The sequence below is a fragment of the Geothrix rubra genome (assembly GCF_030268065.1).
GTDB classification, from domain to species: Bacteria; Acidobacteriota; Holophagae; order Holophagales; family Holophagaceae; genus Geothrix; species Geothrix rubra.
The window spans coordinates 302,985-319,833 of the sequence record NZ_BSDD01000004.1 but is presented as its reverse complement, the minus strand read 5'-3'; the positions used below and the strand labels follow the sequence as shown (position 1 = coordinate 319,833).

Genomic DNA, 16,849 nt, shown 5'->3' with positions numbered 1-16,849 from the left:
CGCCGATGCCGACGTAGGTCCGCACCTTTTCCGCCTCGAACTTCGCCTCGGCGTCCTTCTCCCGCTTGAAGAGCGACAGGAGGATGCCCACCAGGAAGGCGCCGCCCATGGAGAAGACACCGGGGTTCTTCATGGGGAAGGGGGCCTTCGTGACCTCGCCGTCGGCCTTGGTCTTGGCGGCCTTGGCCGCGAGGAGGGCGTCGGCCAGGCGGTTGCCTTCGATCAGGGCGATGTCCGCCTGGAGGCCGGCCAGTTCCTTCACGTTGGCCTCGTGGATGCGCCCGGTGGCGCCAGGGGTATTGACCGCCACGGCAAGGGCCTCGGCCTTCGGCTTCAGGGTGGCGAGGGTCTTGGCCGGGTCCTTCGAATACTTGTCCAGCTTCGTCAGGGTGGCTGCCGCGGAAGTGCGGGCCTTGACCTGGGTGGCCTGGAAGACGTCCTCGTAGACCGTGGGGGAGAGCACGATCAGGATCACGGCGATGAGGAGTCCGGTGTAGATGCTGGCCACGGCCCCGGTGGTGGTGAAGCGCTTCCAGGTGATGGACATGAGGAGGGCGGGGAAATTCGCGCTGGAGGCCACCGCGAAGGCCAGGCCCACCATAAAGGCCACGTTCTGGCGCTGGAAGAGGAGGCCCAGGAGCACGGCCACGATGCCGAGCGTGACGGTAGCGGCCTTGGCGACCTTCATCTCCTCCTTCTCGTTGGCCTCCCCGTGCCGGAAGACGCCCACGTAGAGATCGTGGGAGAGCGCCGAGGCGCCCGCCAGCGTCAGGCCGGCGACCACCGCCAGGATGGTGGCGAAGGCCACGGCGGCGAGGAAGCCCAGGAACATGCCGCCGCCGATGTGCTCGGCCAGGGCCAGGGCCGCCATGTTGCCGCCGGCGTCGATCTTGGTGATGAAGTCGCGGCCGACGAGGACCGCGGCGCCGAAGCCGATGGTCACCGTGAGGATGTAGAAGTAGCCGATGAAGCCCGTGGCGTAGAAGACGGACTTGCGGGCTTCGCGGGCGTCGGGGACGGTGTAGAACCGCATCAGGATGTGGGGTAGCCCGGCCGTGCCGAACATCAGCGCCAGGCCCAGGGAAAAGGCGTCCAGGGGCTTGGTGATGAGGCCGCCCGGTTCAAGGAAGGCCCCGGTGTACTTCGTCGAGGCCTCGGAGAAGAGCCGGCCATAGCTGAAGCCGAACTGGCTCATGGCCAGGACCACCAGGAGGGTGGCGCCGCCCAGGAGGAGCACGGCCTTGATGATCTGCACCCAGGTGGTGGCCAGCATGCCGCCGAAGAGGACGTAGGCGATCATCAGCGCGCCCACGATGAAGAGGGCGGACTCGTAGGGCAGGTTGAACATCAGCTTGATGAGGGTGCCGGCGCCCACCATCTGGGCCGTCAGGTAGAACAGCACCGTGACCAGGGAACCGATGGCGGCGGCCGTCTTGATGGGCTTCTGCCGGAGGCGGAAGGCCACCACGTCGGAGAAGGTGTACTTCCCGAGGTTCCGGAGGGGTTCGGAGATCAGGAACATGACGATGGGCCAGCCCACCAGCCAGCCCACGGAGTAGATGAGGCCGTCATAGCCCTTGGTGGACACGAGGCCGGCGATGCCGAGGAACGAGGCGGCGCTCATGTAGTCGCCCGCCAGGGCCAGGCCGTTCTGGAGGCCCGTGATGCCGCCGCCGGCCGCATAGAACTGGGCGGCGTTCTTGGTTCGCCGGGCGGCCCAGTAGGTGATGCCGAGCGTCACCGCGATGAAGACGAGGAAGAAGAAGATGGCCACGGGACTCAGGGTCCCGATGATCGTCTGCTGAGGCTGCGTCTGCATGGTGCTTACCTCCCCATCCGGGCTTTGACGTTCTTGACCATGGCATCGTATTTATTGTTGGCCCAGAAGATGTAGATTCCGGTCAACACCCAGGAGAGGACGATGACCCCGACGGCGATGGGGATGCCGAGGGTGATGGCGGATCCCTCGCTCACCTTCTGGGCCAGGAAGGCCTTGTTGTAGGCGATCAGGGCGATGAAGCCGAAGTAGAGCACCAGCTCCACCACCGTCAGGGTCAGGGTGATGGCGTTCTTCTGTCGGGCGAGTTTCTGGAACTCCGGATCCTCGAGGAGTTCGTGCACCGATTTCGGAGGCATGGGCTTTCTCCTGGAAAGGGCAGGCCCGGACGGAGCGGGGCCTGGGGGGGGGTGCGACGGGGCCAGCGCCCGGAGCCAGGGGAAACCTCTCCTGGACGGGGCGGCATGGTTCAAAGGTTCGGGGTTGGTGGCGCAAGCATAGGCCACCTCGTTTTCCAAGGGAAGCCCATTCCTCGGGAAATGTTCGGACCGGCGGTTCCCCTCTCGGCCGGGGGGTGCTAGGGTCTCCTCACCTTCCTGCGACTTTCTGAAATGCCCATATGGCTGAAGCAGCATGATCTTGAGACATCGTCCGCCCTGGCTGGGCCCACCCAGCCCCCTGGTGCGAAGGTGGGCCGAAGCGGCTATGCTTCGTGCCTGACCTCCCCCATGGCCCGTCCAGATCCCGGATCCCCGGGACCCCCCGTTCCCGCCCTTCCCTGAGGCGCCCCCGGGGCCGACCTTCTTACGACAAGGAGCCCACCCATGACCCAGGATCTCTATCCCGTCAAACCCGAGTTCGCCGAGCGGGCGCACATCCGGAGCATGGAGGAGTACCAGCGCCTCTACCGCCTCTCCCTGGACAACCCCGAGTGGTTCTGGGGGGAGCAGGCCAAGGCCCTGACCTGGTTCCACCCCTGGCAGTCCGTCTTCGACGCGGACTACAAGGAGGTCGACTTCTCCTGGTTCCTGGGCGGGCGGATCAACGCCTCGTTCAACTGCATCGACCGCCACCTGGCCACCCACGGGGACCGGACGGCCCTCATCTGGGCCCAGGACGAGCCGGGCGTCTACACCCACATCACCTACCGGGAGCTGAAGCACCACGTCTGCCGCGTGGCCAACGTGCTGCTGCACCACGGCGTGAAGAAGGGCGACCGGGTCTGCCTCTACATGACCATGATCCCGGAACTGGTCTACACCATGCTGGCCTGCGCCCGGATCGGGGCGGTCCACTCCGTGGTGTTCGGGGGCTTCTCCGCGGAGGCCCTGCGGGACCGCATCGTCGACGCCAAGTGCAAGGTCGTCGTGACGGCCAACGAGGGCCTCCGCGGCGGGAAGCGCGTCCCCCTCAAGAAGACCGTGGACCGGGCCATCGAGGGCATGTCCATGGTGGAGACGGTCCTGGTGGCCCGCCGCACGGACGGGGAAGTGTCCATGGAGGCCGGACGCGACCTCTGGCTGGACGAGGAGATGACCCGCCAGCGGTCCACCTGCACGAACGAGTGGATGGGCTCGGAGGATCCGCTGTTCATCCTCTACACCTCCGGGAGCACGGGCAAGCCGAAGGGGCTGCTCCACACCACCGGCGGCTACCTCACCTACGCCGCCTTCACCCATAAGATGGTGTTCGACTACCACCCGGGCGACATCTACTTCTGCGCGGCCGACATCGGCTGGGTGACGGGCCACAGCTACATCGTGTACGGGCCCCTCGCCAACGGGGCCACCAGCGTCATCTTCGAATCCACCCCGCTCTATCCGGATGCGGGTCGGTACTGGCAGATCGTGGACGACCTCGGCGTGAACATCCTCTACACGGCCCCCACGGCCCTGCGGGCCCTGGCCCAGGCCGGCGACGAGTGGATCAAGAAATACAGCCGCAAGTCCCTGCGCATCCTGGGGACGGTGGGCGAGCCCATCAACCCCGAGGTCTGGCGCTGGTACCACGATGTGGTGGGCGAGGGCCGCTGCACGGTGGTGGACACCTGGTGGCAGACCGAGACCGGCGGGATCCTCATCACCCCGCTCCCCGGCGTGACCCCCACCAAGCCCGGCTCGGCCACGTTGCCCTTCTTCGGGGTGAAGCCGGTGATCGTGGATCCGGCGACGGGCGCAGTCCTCGAGGGCAACGACGTCTCGGGGGCCCTCTGCCTCGCGACGCCCTGGCCCGGCACCGCCCGCACGGTCCACGGGGACCACAAGCGGTTCAAGGACACCTACTTCACCCAGTACCCCGGCTACTACTTCACGGGGGACGGGGCCCGCCGGGACGAGGACGGCTACTACTGGATCACGGGCCGCATCGACGACGTCATCAACGTCTCCGGGCACCGGCTGGGCACGGCCGAGGTGGAGAGCGCCCTCGTGGCGCACGAGGCCGTGGCCGAGGCCGCGGTGGTCGGCTGCCCCCATCCGATCAAGGGCCAGGGCATCTACTGCTACGTGATCCTCAACCAGGGCTACGCCAATGGCGGGAAGGAGCAGCTCATCGGGGCCCTGAAGGAGCAGGTGCGGCAGTCCATCGGGGCCTTCGCCGCCCCCGATGTCATCCACATCGCCTCGGGCCTGCCCAAGACCCGCAGCGGGAAGATCATGCGCCGCATCCTGCGGAAGATCGCCTCGGCCGAGTACGAGGGCATGGGCGACATCTCCACCCTGGCCGAGCCCGACGTGGTGGATCGCCTGATCAAGGAGCACCAGGTGGTGTCGAAGTAGGGCCCTGCGGGCGCCGGGCTCCGGCCCGGCGCCCCGCTACAGTTCGAGCCCCCGGACGAAGGCGCGCACCAGGGCCTCGAAGCGGTCTGCCGCGGCGGCCCCGGCCTCCAGGACCTCCTGGTGGGTGAGGGGCTGGGGCAGGAGCCCGGCGGCCATGTTGCAGAGGCAGGAGATCCCGGCCACCCGCAGGCCCTCGTGCCGGGCGACGATGGCCTCGGGCACCGTGCTCATGCCCACGGCATCGGCGCCCATCCCCCGGAAGGCGCGGATCTCCGCCGGCGTCTCGTAGCTCGGCCCCGTGAGCCCCAGGTAGACGCCCTCCCGGAGGGTCTGGCCCAGGTCCCGGGCGCAGGCCTGGAGGCGGGCCCGGAAGGCCGGGTCGTAGAGCGCGGTCATGTCGGGGAACCGCGGGCCCGGGCCCACGTTGGGGCCGATGAGGGGGTTGGTTCCGAAGAGGTTGATGTGGTCCGTGAGGGCCATCAGTTCGCCCACGCCGAAGGCCGGATTCAGGGCCCCGGCGGCGTTGGTGAGGAGCACGGCCTGCACGCCCAGGCGCCCGTAGATCCGCATGGGCGCCGTGACCAGGGACATGGGATGCCCCTCGTAGAAGTGGAAGCGGCCGGCCTGGAGGACCACCTTCCGGTCCTCGAAGGTGCAGAACACCAGGCGGCCGCCGTGGCCCGCGACCGTGGGGGCGGGGAAGCCGGGCAGGTCCGTGAAGGGGATGGTGACCCCGGCCTTCGCCTCGGGGCTGTCGGCCAGGGCGCCAAGCCCCGAGCCCAGCACGATGGCGAGTTCCGGGACGAAGGGGAGGCGGGCCTGCAGGGTCTGGAGGGCGGCGGAGACGGGCATGGCGACGGCCTGGGTCAGGGAACGGGGACGAGGCTGATGGTCACGGTGGTGTCCGGCTGCAGGGTGGTCGGGCTGACCATGCGCACCCGCAGGGCCTGGAACATGGGCGTGGTGCTGTTCCCGGCGAGCACCACCCGCTGGCTGCCTCCGCTCCCCGTGAAGGTCAGGGGGGCGGACTGGTAGGAGGGGAGCATCAGCTCCAGCTCGGCCGTGCTGGCCAGGGCGGGACTGGCGGACACGGTCAGGGTGTAGGCCCGGTCCGCGCTCATGGTGAAGCCCGCGTAGGCGACCTCGCCCTCGGAGTTGTTCGGATAGACCCCGCGCACCTGGACCGCCTTGGCCATGCTCAGGGTCATGGGCGGAAGCGCGGCGGTGGTTGAGTTCGGATCGGCGCCCCAGGAGGTGGCGAAGGCGGCGTAGGCGCCGGTGGTGGGACGGGGCCAGGTGATGCCGAAGGGCGACAGCAGGGGGGTGAGGGTGGCATCGGTGAAGATGCTGGCGAGATCCACCGGCTCGGTGGAACCCGTGGGCCTGGCCTCCTGGAGGCGACCGAGCTGCTTGAAGATGTTCAGGGGTTCCGTCTCGTAGCTAGGGGTCGTGGTCGGGTAGGCGGGGCCGGCGGAGAAGAACCGGACCATGGCCAGCGGGTTGATGCTGGCCCAGGTGGTGCTCGTGCCCGGGGAGGCGAGGCTGTTCGCCTTGAGGATCAGCTCCCAGGCGAGGGCCTGGAGGGCCGGGGCGGAATCAGGGGTGAGCTGGGCCGTCGTATAGGCCGAGAGGTCCCGGATGTCGGTGACCGGTGCGGCCAGGGCCGTGCCCTGGGTATCCGCCAGATAGGGGGACTTGAGCAGGTTCGCGGCCATGGCGTTGGCGAGCCCCTCGATCAGGGCCTGGTCGGGGCTCAGGTCGGGAAGGGTCGCCGCCTGGGGGAAGAGGGGCCGGCCCGTCATGCCGAAGGTTCTGCCCTCCACGATGCCGTAGAGGACGTTCCGGGCGAGCATGGGGAAGATCACGCCCTCGTCCCACGCGTCGTCGTTCGCGCCGCCCTGGAGGGAGCCGAAGTAGCGGTTGGTGAAGGTGTAGGTATTGGGGTTCAGGACGGAGGAGAGGGGATAGACCGAGGGATCGTACTCGATGAAGGAGCCCCGGGGCTCGGAGACGCCCGGCGCGTAGTGGAGATCGACGCTCAGGCCCGGGGTCGCATTGCCGTAGGTGGCCACGAAGCTGGCCACGGAATCGCCGATGGCCAGGATCCGGCTGCCGGTGCCCGTGGTCCGGCCGGGCAGGGTGGTCTCGTCCACGGCGCTGGTGGTGAGGGGCGCCACCTTGGTGTTGGGGTCGTAGCTGGGGTTCACGAGCCACCACTTGTCCGTGAGCCCGACGGTGAAGTTCAGGAGCGTGTCTCCCGTGGGGAGGGACGCGGGCACGGGGTTGCCGGCGGGGGCGGTGCCGTCCAGGGCCTTGCGGATGCCGTAGCGGACGCGGTCCGCGGCGGGCACGGTGCTGTTGATGCCCGCGGGGTCGCCCACGACGTTGACCTGGTGGCCGTTGCCCCCGTCGAAGGAGCTCATGACCTCCACCATCAGCGGCTTGTCCTTCGGGAGGGTCATGGAGTAGATGCCGTTCAGGTCGGTGAAGGTGGCGCCGGCCACCGCCCAGACGGAGGAGGTGCTGCCGTCGGGGAGGGTCTGGTCGATGCGCTGGTAGGCCCGGACCATGACCTTCCGGGCCGGGAGGGTCTGGAGGTTGGTCGCGACGCTGCTGTCCACCAGGCCGGTGGGGACGCCGTTGGCGTCCTTGGCGAGGGGGATGCGGACGTATTTCACGGCCCCGGCCAGATTGAAGGAATTGTCCGCCGCGGATCCGCCCTTGCTGCCCTTGCAGGCGAGGCCCAGGCCCAGGCCGAGGATGGCCGTGACCCCCAGGGCCCGGAGGAAAGCTCGGTACAGCAGCATGGCCACCTCGATGCGGCGAAAAGGTCAAGTCTAGCACGCGGAAGCCCCTCCGCCCCTCGCGGGAACGGGGAGGCACGCGTTCATCCAATGCCGCGGGCGGCCCGGAGGTTCAGCGGCGCAGGGGCTCCGGAATCAGCGGCGGGCGTCGTCCAGGGCGGCGTTCTGCGCCGCCACTTCCGCCGGGATCTCCTCTTCGTCGTCCAGGGCGGGCAGGGGGTTCCGCTGCACACCGTCCACCCGCAGCTCGAAGTGGAGGTGGGGGCCGGTGGCGTTCCCGGTGCGGCCCACCTCGCCGATCTTCTGGCCCCGGCGGACGATGTCGCCCTCGTGGACCAGGGTCAGCTTGGCGTGGGCGTACAGGGTCATCACGCCGTTGCCGTGGTCGATGATCACGTAGTTCCCGTACTGGCGGTGCCGGGCGGCCATGATCACCTTGCCGTCCATGGCCGCATAGATGGCCGTGCCCATGGGGGCGGTCAGGTCCACGCCCTTGTGCCGGCCGCGGTAGCGGATCCGCTTCTTCCGCTGGTTCCGGACGCGGACCATCTTCGTCCGCATCCGGGGGCCCCAGGCGGAGCTGATGGTGCGCGTCTCCACGGGCCAGAGGAGGTCCAGGTGGTCCGGATCCGCCGGCGTGAAGGAGGGCAGGAGGGCGGCCAGCTCGGCCTCGCTCACGGGCGGCACCACGGGGCGCATCCGGGCCAGCAGGTCCTCGGCCGACTCGGGGGCCAGGTGCAGGGTCCGGTGGGCCGAGGCCGTGGACGGGAGGGGGATCCGCATCCGGTAGGGCTGGAGGCCCTCCAGGTGGGGCATGGGCGCCGGGGCGATGTCGGGGCCGGCGGGCAGGGCGGCCAGGGGCGTGACCGGCACCACGGGGGACGGGGCCGGTTCGGCCATTTCAACTCGGGCCTGCGTTGCGGCGGCGGGGCCGGCCCCCACCTTCAACCGGGTCCCCACGGACAGGTGCGCCAGGTTCACGTGGGGGTTCAGCGCCTTCAGCTCCGGGAGGCTCAGGCCGTTGTCCCGGGCCACCTTGGCGCCGGTCTCCCCCTTCCGCACCACGTGCCAGGATCCGTCCGCCGCAGGGTGGGAGGCCCGCCTGGTTCGGCGGCCCTTGGGCGCGGCGTGGAGGTTGAGGGTCAAGGACGCGAGAACAAGGGTCAGAACGGCAAGACGCATGGGTAAACTCCCGGCTGGAACGGAAAAGCCTGCTTCGCTAGGCCTCCTTGGAGGGGTGGTCACCCCGGGGTCGAATGGAAGGAACGGGTCCGCTCCCATCCTATCGGGCGGATGGCAGCTTGGAAATGCAAATGTTTTCCAACTAGGCGTCCCCGGGGATCAGGGTTCCCAGGGACACCCGGCCCAGGGCAGGACGACAGTGCCCCGTCGACCCCCCTCCTTACGCAGGAGCCGTGCCGGGCCCAGGGTCATCCCGTGGCTGACGGCCTTGAGCATGTCGTAGAGGACGAGGAGGCCCACGGTGACGCCCGCCAGCGCCTCCATCTCGATGCCCGTGCGGCCCTCGCAGCTCACGGCCACCCGGAGCCAGGCCCGCCGTGCCACGGCATCCCAGTGATGGGTCACGTCCACGGCCTCGATGGCCAGGGGGTGGGCCAGGGGGATCAGGTCCGAGGCGCGCTTGACGCCCCCCACGGCCCCGATCCGGGCCACGGACCAGGGGTCCCCCTTGGGGCCCCCGCCCCTGGCCAGGGCCTCCGCCGCCGGGGCGTCCAGCTCCAGGTAGCCCGCGGCGATGGCTCGGCGGCGGGTGACGGCCTTCTCGGAGACGTCCACCATCTTCGGGCGGCCTTCGGGATCGAGGTGCGTCAGCTCGGCCATGACGGCTCCGGGGTTGAGGATGGTCCCGGGGGGACCTCGCGAGTCCAGCGAACAGGCGGTCCCCCCCGGATCATAGGTAGGCCAGGAGGATGTCCCGCAGCGCCGCCGTGTCCGGGGCGTAGGCCCGGGGGCCGCAGGCGGCCAGGGCCGGCTCGGGGTAGAAGCCGTGGCCCACGGCCAGGCTGGGCACCCCGGCGGCCCGGGCCATGTCCAGGTCGAAGGGGGTGTCGCCCACCATGAGGATGTCCTCGGGGGCGAGGCCGGTCAGGGCCTGCATCCTCTCCAGGGTCTCCGGGTGGGGCTTGCCCTGGGTGACCTCGTCCGGGGTGATGATGGGGTCGAACCAGGCCTCCCAGCCGAAGCGGGCCATCTGGCGCAGGAGGGGCACCCGCCGCTTGGAGGTGGCCACGCCCATGCGCTGGCCCCGGGCCCGGAGCTCCGCCAGCAGCTCGGGGATGCCCGCGAAGGGCTGGAGCAGGTGCTCGTGCTCGATATGGCCGAAGCTCCGGTAGGCCTTCAGGACCGTGGCCCCGTCCAGGCCCAGGGGCCCGAAGGTGGCCCGGATGCCGTCCTCCACGGGGAGCCCCACGTACTTCAGCCATTCGGCCATGACGGAGCGCGGCTGGCCCAGGGCGTCCAGGGCGTGGGCCATGCCGGCCTCGATGAGGGGGCGGCTGTCCACCAGCGTGCCGTCGAAGTCCCAGGCGATGAGTTTCAAGGAGGCCTCCCCCTCCATCATGGCAGGGGGAACGTCCTCACCCGATGCCGGCCGCCGAGGGCAGGTGCAGGGCCTTGATGAAGCCCGCCTCGGTCTCCCGGCCGATCTCCGCCACCACCGCCGGCGGCACCGGGGAGTCCACGGAGAGGATGACCATGGCCTCGCCCCGCTTCTCCCGGCGCCCCAGGTTGAGGAAGGCGATGTTCACGTCGTGGGCCCCCAGCACGGTGCCGATGCGGCCGATGCGGCCCGGCTTGTCCTCGTAGTGGAGCAGCAGCATGTGCTCCTGGGGCGTGAAGTCCATGGCGTAGTCCCGCAGCCGCACGATGCGGGGGGTGCCCTCGAAGAGCGTGCCGGCCACGACCCGGGAGGAGCCCCCGCCCTCCAGGGTGAGGGTCACGAGGTTCGAGAAGGGGCCGCCCTCCGTGGACTTGTGCTCCTCCACCACCAGGCCCATCTGCTCGGCGATGAGGCCCGCGTTCACCATGTTCACAGGCTGCTCCACCATGCGGTCCAGGAGGGCGGCCAGGCCGCTCACGGTGAGGGGCGTGCAGTCGTGGTGGGAGAGGCCTCCCGCGTAGCCGAAGGTGGCGCGGTCCAGGTTGCCCTTCATGAGCTGCAGGCCGAACTCGCTGAGGATGGCCATGAGCCGGAACCAGGGGCGCATCTGGCCCATGAGGGCCGCGTCGAAGCGGGGCAGGTTCACGGCGTTCTCCAGGGGCGCCTTGTCCAGCCAGGCGAGGATCTCGCGGGAGACGTCCACGGCCACGTTCACCTGGGCCTCCTGGGTGTTGGCCCCCAGGTGGGGGGTCACCACCACCCGCTCGTGGGCCACGAGGCGCTTCAGGGTGTCGGTGGCCGGGGGCTCCTCGGAGAAGACGTCGACCGCCGCCAGGGCCACCTGCCCGGATTCCAGGCCCGCCAGCAGGGCCGCCTCGTCGAGGATGCCGCCCCGGGCCACGTTGAGGAGGATGACGCCGGGCTTCATGCGCGCGATCTCGGCGGCGCCGATCAGGCCGCGAGTCTCGTCCGTGAGCGGCGTGTGGACCGTCACGATGTCGCAGGTGCGGCAGAGCTCGTCCAGGTCCACCAGCCGCACGCCCAGGTCCTGGGCCCGCTTGGCGGAGACGTAGGGATCGCAGGCCAGCACCTCGCACTCGAAGGCCTTGAGGCGCGCGGCCACCCGGCCGCCCACCTTGCCGATGCCGATGACGCCGGCCGTCCGGCCCCGCAGCTCCACCCCGGTGAACTTCGCCCGCTTCCAGTCGCCGCCCTTGAGGCTGGCCTGGGCCGCCGGCACCTTCCGGCAGGCCGCCAGCAGCAGGGCCAGGGTGTGCTCCGCGGCGGCGTTGGTGTTGCCGAAGGGGGCGTTCACCACGATCACGCCCTTGGCCGAGGCGCATTCCACGTCCACGTTGTCGATGCCCACCCCGGCCCGGGCCACCACCTTCAGCCGGATGGCCGCGTCCAGGAGGGCCTTGTCCACGGTGGTGCCGCTGCGGGTGATGATGGCGTCGTAGCCGCCGATGATCTCCAGCAGCTCCTCCCGGGGGATGCCGGGCCGCAGGTCGAGGGTGATGCGGGGGTCCCGCTGGAGCAGGGCGAGGCCCTCGCCGGTCACCTCGTCGGTCACGATGATCTTCATGGGCGGGGGGCCTCCGCCCCCAGCTTACGTGCTACTTCTTGTAGATGCCCGCCCCGAAGATGCAGCCATTCCAGACCTCGATGTAGCTGGTCTTGGGCTCCTTCACGCCGGTCTTGGGGTTCACGTACTTGTAGTCGTGCCACCCCTTGCCCTTGGCCTTGGCCAGCTCGATGCGCTCCTTCACGAACTCCCGGCCGTCGGGATCCTTCGCCTTGAGCTGGTTCACGCCCACCTTCGAGGCGCCCTGGCCGTGGGCCAGCACCTTGCCGTCCATGTCGTAGACGAAGACGTAGAGCTCGCCGCCGTACTTCTGGAAGCGCCCGTCCTTCTTGGTGATCTCCTTGAAGGCGGCCTCCTTGCCGTTGGCCTTGGCGTAGGCGATGGCCTCCTTCACCAGGGCCTCGGCCTCGGCGGGGGTGCCGTCCTGGGCGGCCAGGGGCAGGACCAGGGCGGGGAGGAGCAGCAGGGCGCGAAGGTGTCTGTTCATTGGACCTCCTTGTGGGTAGAAAACCGATTCCAGAAGCCTCTTCGGCGGATCTCCTCCAGGGATGATTTTCCGGGGCCCCCCCGCGCCGTCCCCCCGGCCTCAGATCCCCCCGCCCCCGGGGCCGGGTTCCTCCGGTTTGGCCGGCGGACGGCTCTCCTCCCGGTTCCGGTCGACGGAGATCGCGACGGCGATGGCCGCGGCCTGCTCGGCGGGCAGGCCTTCGGTCCGCCGCTCGTACTCCGCCTCGCCCCGGTCGTCGCGCTCCCGGATCGCCACGTCCTTCGCCTGCTCCTGCTGCCCGGGCAGCTCGATGCGCAGTTCCCCGATGAGCATCAGCGCGGCGGCCGCCACGGGAAGGGCGAGGAGCGCCCCGGTGATGCCCAGCAGGACGGTCCCCGCCAGCAGGGAGAAGAGGATCACGGAGGACGGGAGCCGCAGCGCCTGGCCATAGACCCTGGGCACGATCAGCCGGCTCTCGAATTCCTCGTAGGCGAGCATCAGCACGAGGACGAGGAGGATGATCACGGGGCCGCGGGGGAGGGTCGCCGCCACGGCGGCGCCCACGGACAGCAGGGCGCCGGCATAGGGCAGGACGTCGGCGGCGCCCGCGAACACGGCGATGGCCAGGGCGTTGGCCACCCCGCAGGCCCGCAGCAGGATGAACACGAAGGCCGCCATGAAGGCCGAGGTGATCAGCTGGCCCCGGATGTACCCGCCGACGATGGTCTCCAGGTTCAGCATGACCCGGGACAGCCGGATGTGGTGGGACCTCGGGACCACCGAGAAGAGGCCCCCGCGCAGCCGGTCCCGGTCGATCAGGATGTACAGGGCCAGGAAGATGGAGCTCATGATGTACGCGAAGATCGCGACGACCCGGGTGGAGAAGCCGATGGCGTTCGCGACCGCCAGCTTGACCAGGTCGCCGGATTCGACCTTGCGGAGCAGGTCCGCCAGGGGGAGGGTCAGGTGGGAGCCGGCCAGCCAGGCCGCCAGGCGGGCCCGGAGGAGGGGTTCCTGCTCCAGGAGGCCCGTGGCCTGCACGATGAGGGCGGGGATCGTCAGGGTGATGAAGAGGACGGTGACCACCAGGAGCCCGGTGAAGACGATCGCGATGCCGAGGCCCCGGGGCACGCGCCGCTGCTCGAGCCACTGGACCGCGGGGCTGATGGTTCCGACGATGATGAGGGCTGCCACCAGCACCAGGACCACGGGCAGGAGCCGGTTCAGGACCCACAGGCCGGCGATGATGAGCAGCAGGGCGATGACGGTGCCGGGCGAGGGCTCGATGCGGATGACGCGGGGCCGTTTCCCCGCCGGGGGGGGACCCGCGGGCTCCTGGGTCGGCATCATGGCGCTTCCTTCAAGGCGTGGCCCCCCTCGATCCGAGCTCCCCGCGGCCCCGGACGCCCGGATGCCACGGCCTGTCCGCCTTCGTTCCCGATCCTTCCCCGGGCGCAGGGCGTCCCCAATATAGGTGCAACCGGGCGGCGGGGGGGGATCGGCCGGCCGAACAGCCCCCGCCGGCCCGTTCAGTCCGGCAGCGGCTCCGTGTCCGTGCCGAAGACCCCCTCCCACTTGGCGATGACCACGCTGGCCAGGCCGTTGCCCACCACGTTCACGGTGGTGCGGGCCATGTCCATGATCTCGTCCACGGCCAGGAGCATGGCGATGCCCGCCTCGCCCGGCAGGCCGAAGCTCCCGCAGGTGCCCGCGATGATGACCAGGGTGGCCCTCGGCACGCCCGCCACGCCCTTGCTGGTGAGCATGAAGGTGAAGACCATCAGCAGCTGGTGCCCCAGGCTCATGGTGATGCCCGCCGCCTGGGCGATGGTGAGGCTGGCCAGCACCAGGTAGAGGGTGGAGCCGTCCAGGTTGAAGCTGTAGCCCGTGGGGATCACGAAGCTGGCCACCCGGCGCGGCACCCCGAAGCGCACCACCTCCTCCAGCAGCTTGGGGAGGGCGGCCTCGCTGCTGGCGGTGCTGAAGGCCGTGAGGGCCGGATCCTTGATGGCCTTGATGAAGCCCAGGATGCGGATGCCGGACAGCCAGGCCACGGGCACGAAGACCAGCGCGAAGAGGGCGATCAGGGCGAAGTAGAGGCTCCCCACCAGGAGGCTGTACTGCTTGAGCAGGTGGAAGACCGCCGGCCAGCCCTTGAGGATCGCGCCGTTCACCGGGTGCCCCGCGGCCATGGCGCTCACGTTGTAGGCCATGGCCCCGAAGACGCCCAGGGGGGTGAGGGTCATCACCATGTCGGTGTAGCGGAACATGGTCTGGGCCACGCCGTCGAAGAAGGCCAGCACCGGCTTCCCGCGCTCGCCCACCCGGGTGAGGGCGATGCCGAAGAGGCTGGCGAAGATGACCACGGGCAGGATGTCCCCGTCCGCGGCGTGCTGGATCAGGTTCGACGGGAACAGGTGGAGGGCGATCTCCCAGCCGCTCCGGGGATGGAGGGCGGCCACGGTCGTGTGGGCGGAGAGGTCCATGGGCAGGTTCGCCCCGGGCTTCAGCCAGTTGCCGATGGCCAGGCCGATGAAGAGGGCCAGGGTGGTCACGACCTCGAAGTAGAGGAGCGCCTTCCCGCCCATGCGGCCCACGGCCTTGATGTCCCCCGTCTGGGCGATGCCCACGATGATGGTGGAGAGCAGCAGGGGCACGATGAGGCCCTTGATGAGGCTGATGAAGGCCTTCGAGAGGAACCGGAAGGTCTCGTAGGCCAGGGGGTGCTGGTCCCGGGGCAGGAAGCCCCCGAGGGCCACGCCCAGGAGCAGGCCGGTGAAGATCCAGAGGGTGCTGGAGCGGTACCAGGGGCGCAGCGCGGTCACGGAAGCCTCGTCAGGGGACGGGCCAGTGTCCCAGGGCGGGCCGGTGGTGCAAAGCCGGCATGGTCAAGACTGAGTCCAAGGATGTCGATACACTGGACTGGCTGCTTTGCGATGAGGCGGCCGGAGAACCCGAATGCCCCAGACCAAGCAGTGGAACCTTCTCAACACGGTCTTCCTGGTGGGCACCCTGGCCCTGGCCCTGGTCCTCGTGCCCTGGCGCCTCGTGGTGGCCCGTCCCACCTGGGGCGAGGGGCTGGTCTTCCTGGGGATGATCTCCCTGGTGGGCACGGCCATCAGCGGCGGCTACCACCGCCTCTTCAGCCACCGAGCCTACAAGGCCTCCTGGCCCGTGCGGTTCCTCTTCCTGTGCTTCGGCGCCGCGGCCTTCGAGAACTCGGCCCTGAAGTGGTCCAGCGATCACCGGATCCACCACCAGCACGTGGACACCGACCAGGATCCCTACGAGATCGGCAAGGGCTTCTGGTACGCCCACTGGACCTGGGTGATGGAGGCCAAGAGCCTGCCCCTCACCGGCGTGGCCGACCTGGAGAAGGATCCCCTCGTGCGCTGGCAGCACCGGCACCACTTCCTCATCGGGGCGGTGGTGAGCCTGATCCCCGTCGGGATCGGCCTGGCCGTGGGCAACGTCTGGGGCTACCTGGTCTGGGGCGTGGTGCTGCGCATCGTGGTGACCCACCACACCACCTTCTTCATCAACAGCGCCGCCCACATGTTCGGCAGCCGCCCCTACACCGACAAGAACACGGCCCGGGACAACTGGCTGCTGGCCCCCCTCACCTACGGCGAGGGCTACCACAACTTCCACCACCTCTGGCAGTGGGACTACCGCAACGGGGCCCTCTGGTACCAGTGGGACACCACCAAGTGGCTGCTCAACGTCCTGGCCTGGTTCGGGCTCGTCAGCGGCTTCCGCCGCGTGCCTGCCGCGGCCATCGAGCGGGCCCGCCTCCACATGGAGGAGAAGCGCCTCCGGGAGCGCCTGGCCCTGGCCAGCCCCGGGGTGGCCACCCCCATGCAGCAGCGCCTGGAGGCCGCCCGGCTGAAGCTGGACCAGGCCCTGGCCTCCCTCCACGACCGCCGCGAGGCCTGGCAGGCGAAGAAGGCCGACTGGAAGGCCAAGGGCCACGCCCGGGCCGAAGCCTGGCGCGAGGCCCAGGCCGAGTGGCAGGCCGCCCTGGCCCAGCACCGCGCCGAGCTGCGCGCCGCCTGGGCCGAGTGGCGGGCCGCGCGCATGGAAGTCCGCGCCGCCCTCGTGTACGCCTGAGCGCCTGAACCCCTGAACCTCGGCCCCCGTCCGGGCATCCCTTCCCGGGAGGCGCGGATGCGGATCGGAGTCTGGGCGGGCATCGGCATGGCGGGTCTGGTCCTCGGCGGCTGCAGCCGGGGGCCCAGCTTCGTGACCGACCCCGGGGATCCCGCGGCCCTGGCGGCGGCCCGCACGGTGGCCCTGGCGGCCGGCGAGCCCGCCGTGGTGCTGAGCGACACCTACCGGGAAGTGCCGGCCCCGGCCTTCGCCGAGGCGGTGCTGGGCCTGCTGCCCCCCCGGGGCCTGGCCCGGACGGAACCCGGCGCGGCGGACCTGTGGCTCCGCGCCCACCTGCTCGTCCCGCGGGCGGGCGGGGGCCGGGCCCGGGGCCGGTCGGGCGGGGGACGCCGCGGCGGGGCCGGGGGCGAGGGCGGCGGACGGGGCCCGGGCGGGAACGGGCGCCGGGGCGGCGGCCCGGAGGGCGGAGGCGTCCCGCCCGAGGGACCCCAGGAGGTCCAGATCGTCCTGGAGCTGGTGGGGCGGGCCACCGGCGCCCGGGTCTGGACCGGCTCGGCCACCGCCACCCTGGACGTGGCGCCCGGGACCCCCGAGGGCCAGCGGGCCCTCGCCGACCTCGCCGCGCGGCTCCTGGCCTCGGTGCGCGGGGGCGCCGCGCCTCGCTGAGGCCCGCCGGGCTGTGGGATGAT

General features: G+C 70.3%; 13 protein-coding genes and 1 pseudogene. 3 read left to right on the top strand and 11 right to left on the bottom strand.

The window, feature by feature from the left end; genetic code table 11:
• Window positions 1-430: 430 nt before the first annotated feature.
• Together QSJ33_RS11955 and QSJ33_RS11950 are read right to left on the bottom strand one after the other, a co-directional pair.
• A pseudogene (locus QSJ33_RS11955) lies at window positions 431-1,819 on the bottom strand (sodium:solute symporter family transporter); the annotation flags it as partial.
• Between the two features lie 5 nt (window positions 1,820-1,824).
• Entirely contained in the window at window positions 1,825-2,136 is a 312-nt protein-coding gene (locus QSJ33_RS11950) for a DUF485 domain-containing protein (protein ID WP_285726407.1), read from the bottom strand.
• Between the two features lie 465 nt (window positions 2,137-2,601).
• Here QSJ33_RS11950 and acs point away from each other — a divergent pair, with 465 nt between their 5' ends.
• Window positions 2,602-4,554 carry an acetate--CoA ligase gene (acs, locus tag QSJ33_RS11945; protein WP_285726405.1) on the top strand — a complete coding sequence of 651 codons (1,953 nt, stop codon included), beginning with the start codon at window positions 2,602-2,604 and terminating at the stop codon, window positions 4,552-4,554.
• A gap of 36 nt (window positions 4,555-4,590) precedes the next feature.
• On the opposite strand, the gene QSJ33_RS11940 is transcribed toward acs, so the two are convergent.
• The 9 genes from QSJ33_RS11940 to QSJ33_RS11900 form a co-directional block, all read right to left on the bottom strand.
• Window positions 4,591-5,406 carry a purine-nucleoside phosphorylase gene (locus tag QSJ33_RS11940; RefSeq protein ID WP_285726403.1) on the bottom strand — a complete coding sequence of 272 codons (816 nt, stop codon included), beginning with the start codon at window positions 5,404-5,406 and terminating at the stop codon, window positions 4,591-4,593.
• Window positions 5,407-5,420: 14 nt separating this feature from the next.
• The gene (locus QSJ33_RS11935; protein WP_285726401.1) at window positions 5,421-7,361 is read right to left on the bottom strand and encodes a hypothetical protein; all 1,941 of its coding nucleotides are present in this window, start codon (window positions 7,359-7,361) and stop codon (window positions 5,421-5,423) included.
• 132 nt (window positions 7,362-7,493) lie between these two features.
• Window positions 7,494-8,540, bottom strand: a complete 1,047-nt coding sequence (locus QSJ33_RS11930; RefSeq protein ID WP_285726399.1) for a LysM peptidoglycan-binding domain-containing M23 family metallopeptidase — start codon at window positions 8,538-8,540, stop codon at window positions 7,494-7,496.
• A gap of 159 nt (window positions 8,541-8,699) precedes the next feature.
• The gene (gene moaC / locus QSJ33_RS11925) at window positions 8,700-9,200 is read right to left on the bottom strand and encodes a cyclic pyranopterin monophosphate synthase MoaC (RefSeq protein WP_285726397.1); all 501 of its coding nucleotides are present in this window, start codon (window positions 9,198-9,200) and stop codon (window positions 8,700-8,702) included.
• Between the two features lie 70 nt (window positions 9,201-9,270).
• The gene (locus QSJ33_RS11920) at window positions 9,271-9,918 is read right to left on the bottom strand and encodes an HAD family hydrolase (protein WP_285726395.1); all 648 of its coding nucleotides are present in this window, start codon (window positions 9,916-9,918) and stop codon (window positions 9,271-9,273) included.
• A 37-nt stretch (window positions 9,919-9,955) separates the two neighbouring features.
• A complete protein-coding gene (gene serA, locus QSJ33_RS11915) occupies window positions 9,956-11,563 on the bottom strand; it encodes a phosphoglycerate dehydrogenase (RefSeq protein WP_285726393.1) in 1,608 nt (535 codons plus the stop codon).
• A 31-nt stretch (window positions 11,564-11,594) separates the two neighbouring features.
• A complete protein-coding gene (locus QSJ33_RS11910; RefSeq protein ID WP_285726392.1) occupies window positions 11,595-12,050 on the bottom strand; it encodes a cache domain-containing protein in 456 nt (151 codons plus the stop codon).
• 99 nt (window positions 12,051-12,149) lie between these two features.
• On the bottom strand, window positions 12,150-13,400 hold the full coding sequence (locus tag QSJ33_RS11905) for an AI-2E family transporter (protein ID WP_285726390.1): 1,251 nt from the start codon (window positions 13,398-13,400) through the stop codon (window positions 12,150-12,152).
• Between the two features lie 179 nt (window positions 13,401-13,579).
• Window positions 13,580-14,875, bottom strand: coding sequence for a dicarboxylate/amino acid:cation symporter (locus QSJ33_RS11900; protein ID WP_285726388.1), 1,296 nt, complete (start codon window positions 14,873-14,875; stop codon window positions 13,580-13,582).
• 133 nt (window positions 14,876-15,008) lie between these two features.
• Between QSJ33_RS11900 and QSJ33_RS11895 the strand changes: the two genes are divergently transcribed.
• The gene (locus QSJ33_RS11895; RefSeq protein WP_285726387.1) at window positions 15,009-16,160 is read left to right on the top strand and encodes an acyl-CoA desaturase; all 1,152 of its coding nucleotides are present in this window, start codon (window positions 15,009-15,011) and stop codon (window positions 16,158-16,160) included.
• 57 nt (window positions 16,161-16,217) lie between these two features.
• Window positions 16,218-16,826, top strand: a complete 609-nt coding sequence (locus tag QSJ33_RS11890; protein WP_285726384.1) for a hypothetical protein — start codon at window positions 16,218-16,220, stop codon at window positions 16,824-16,826.
• The last annotated feature ends 23 nt before the right edge of the window (window positions 16,827-16,849 follow it).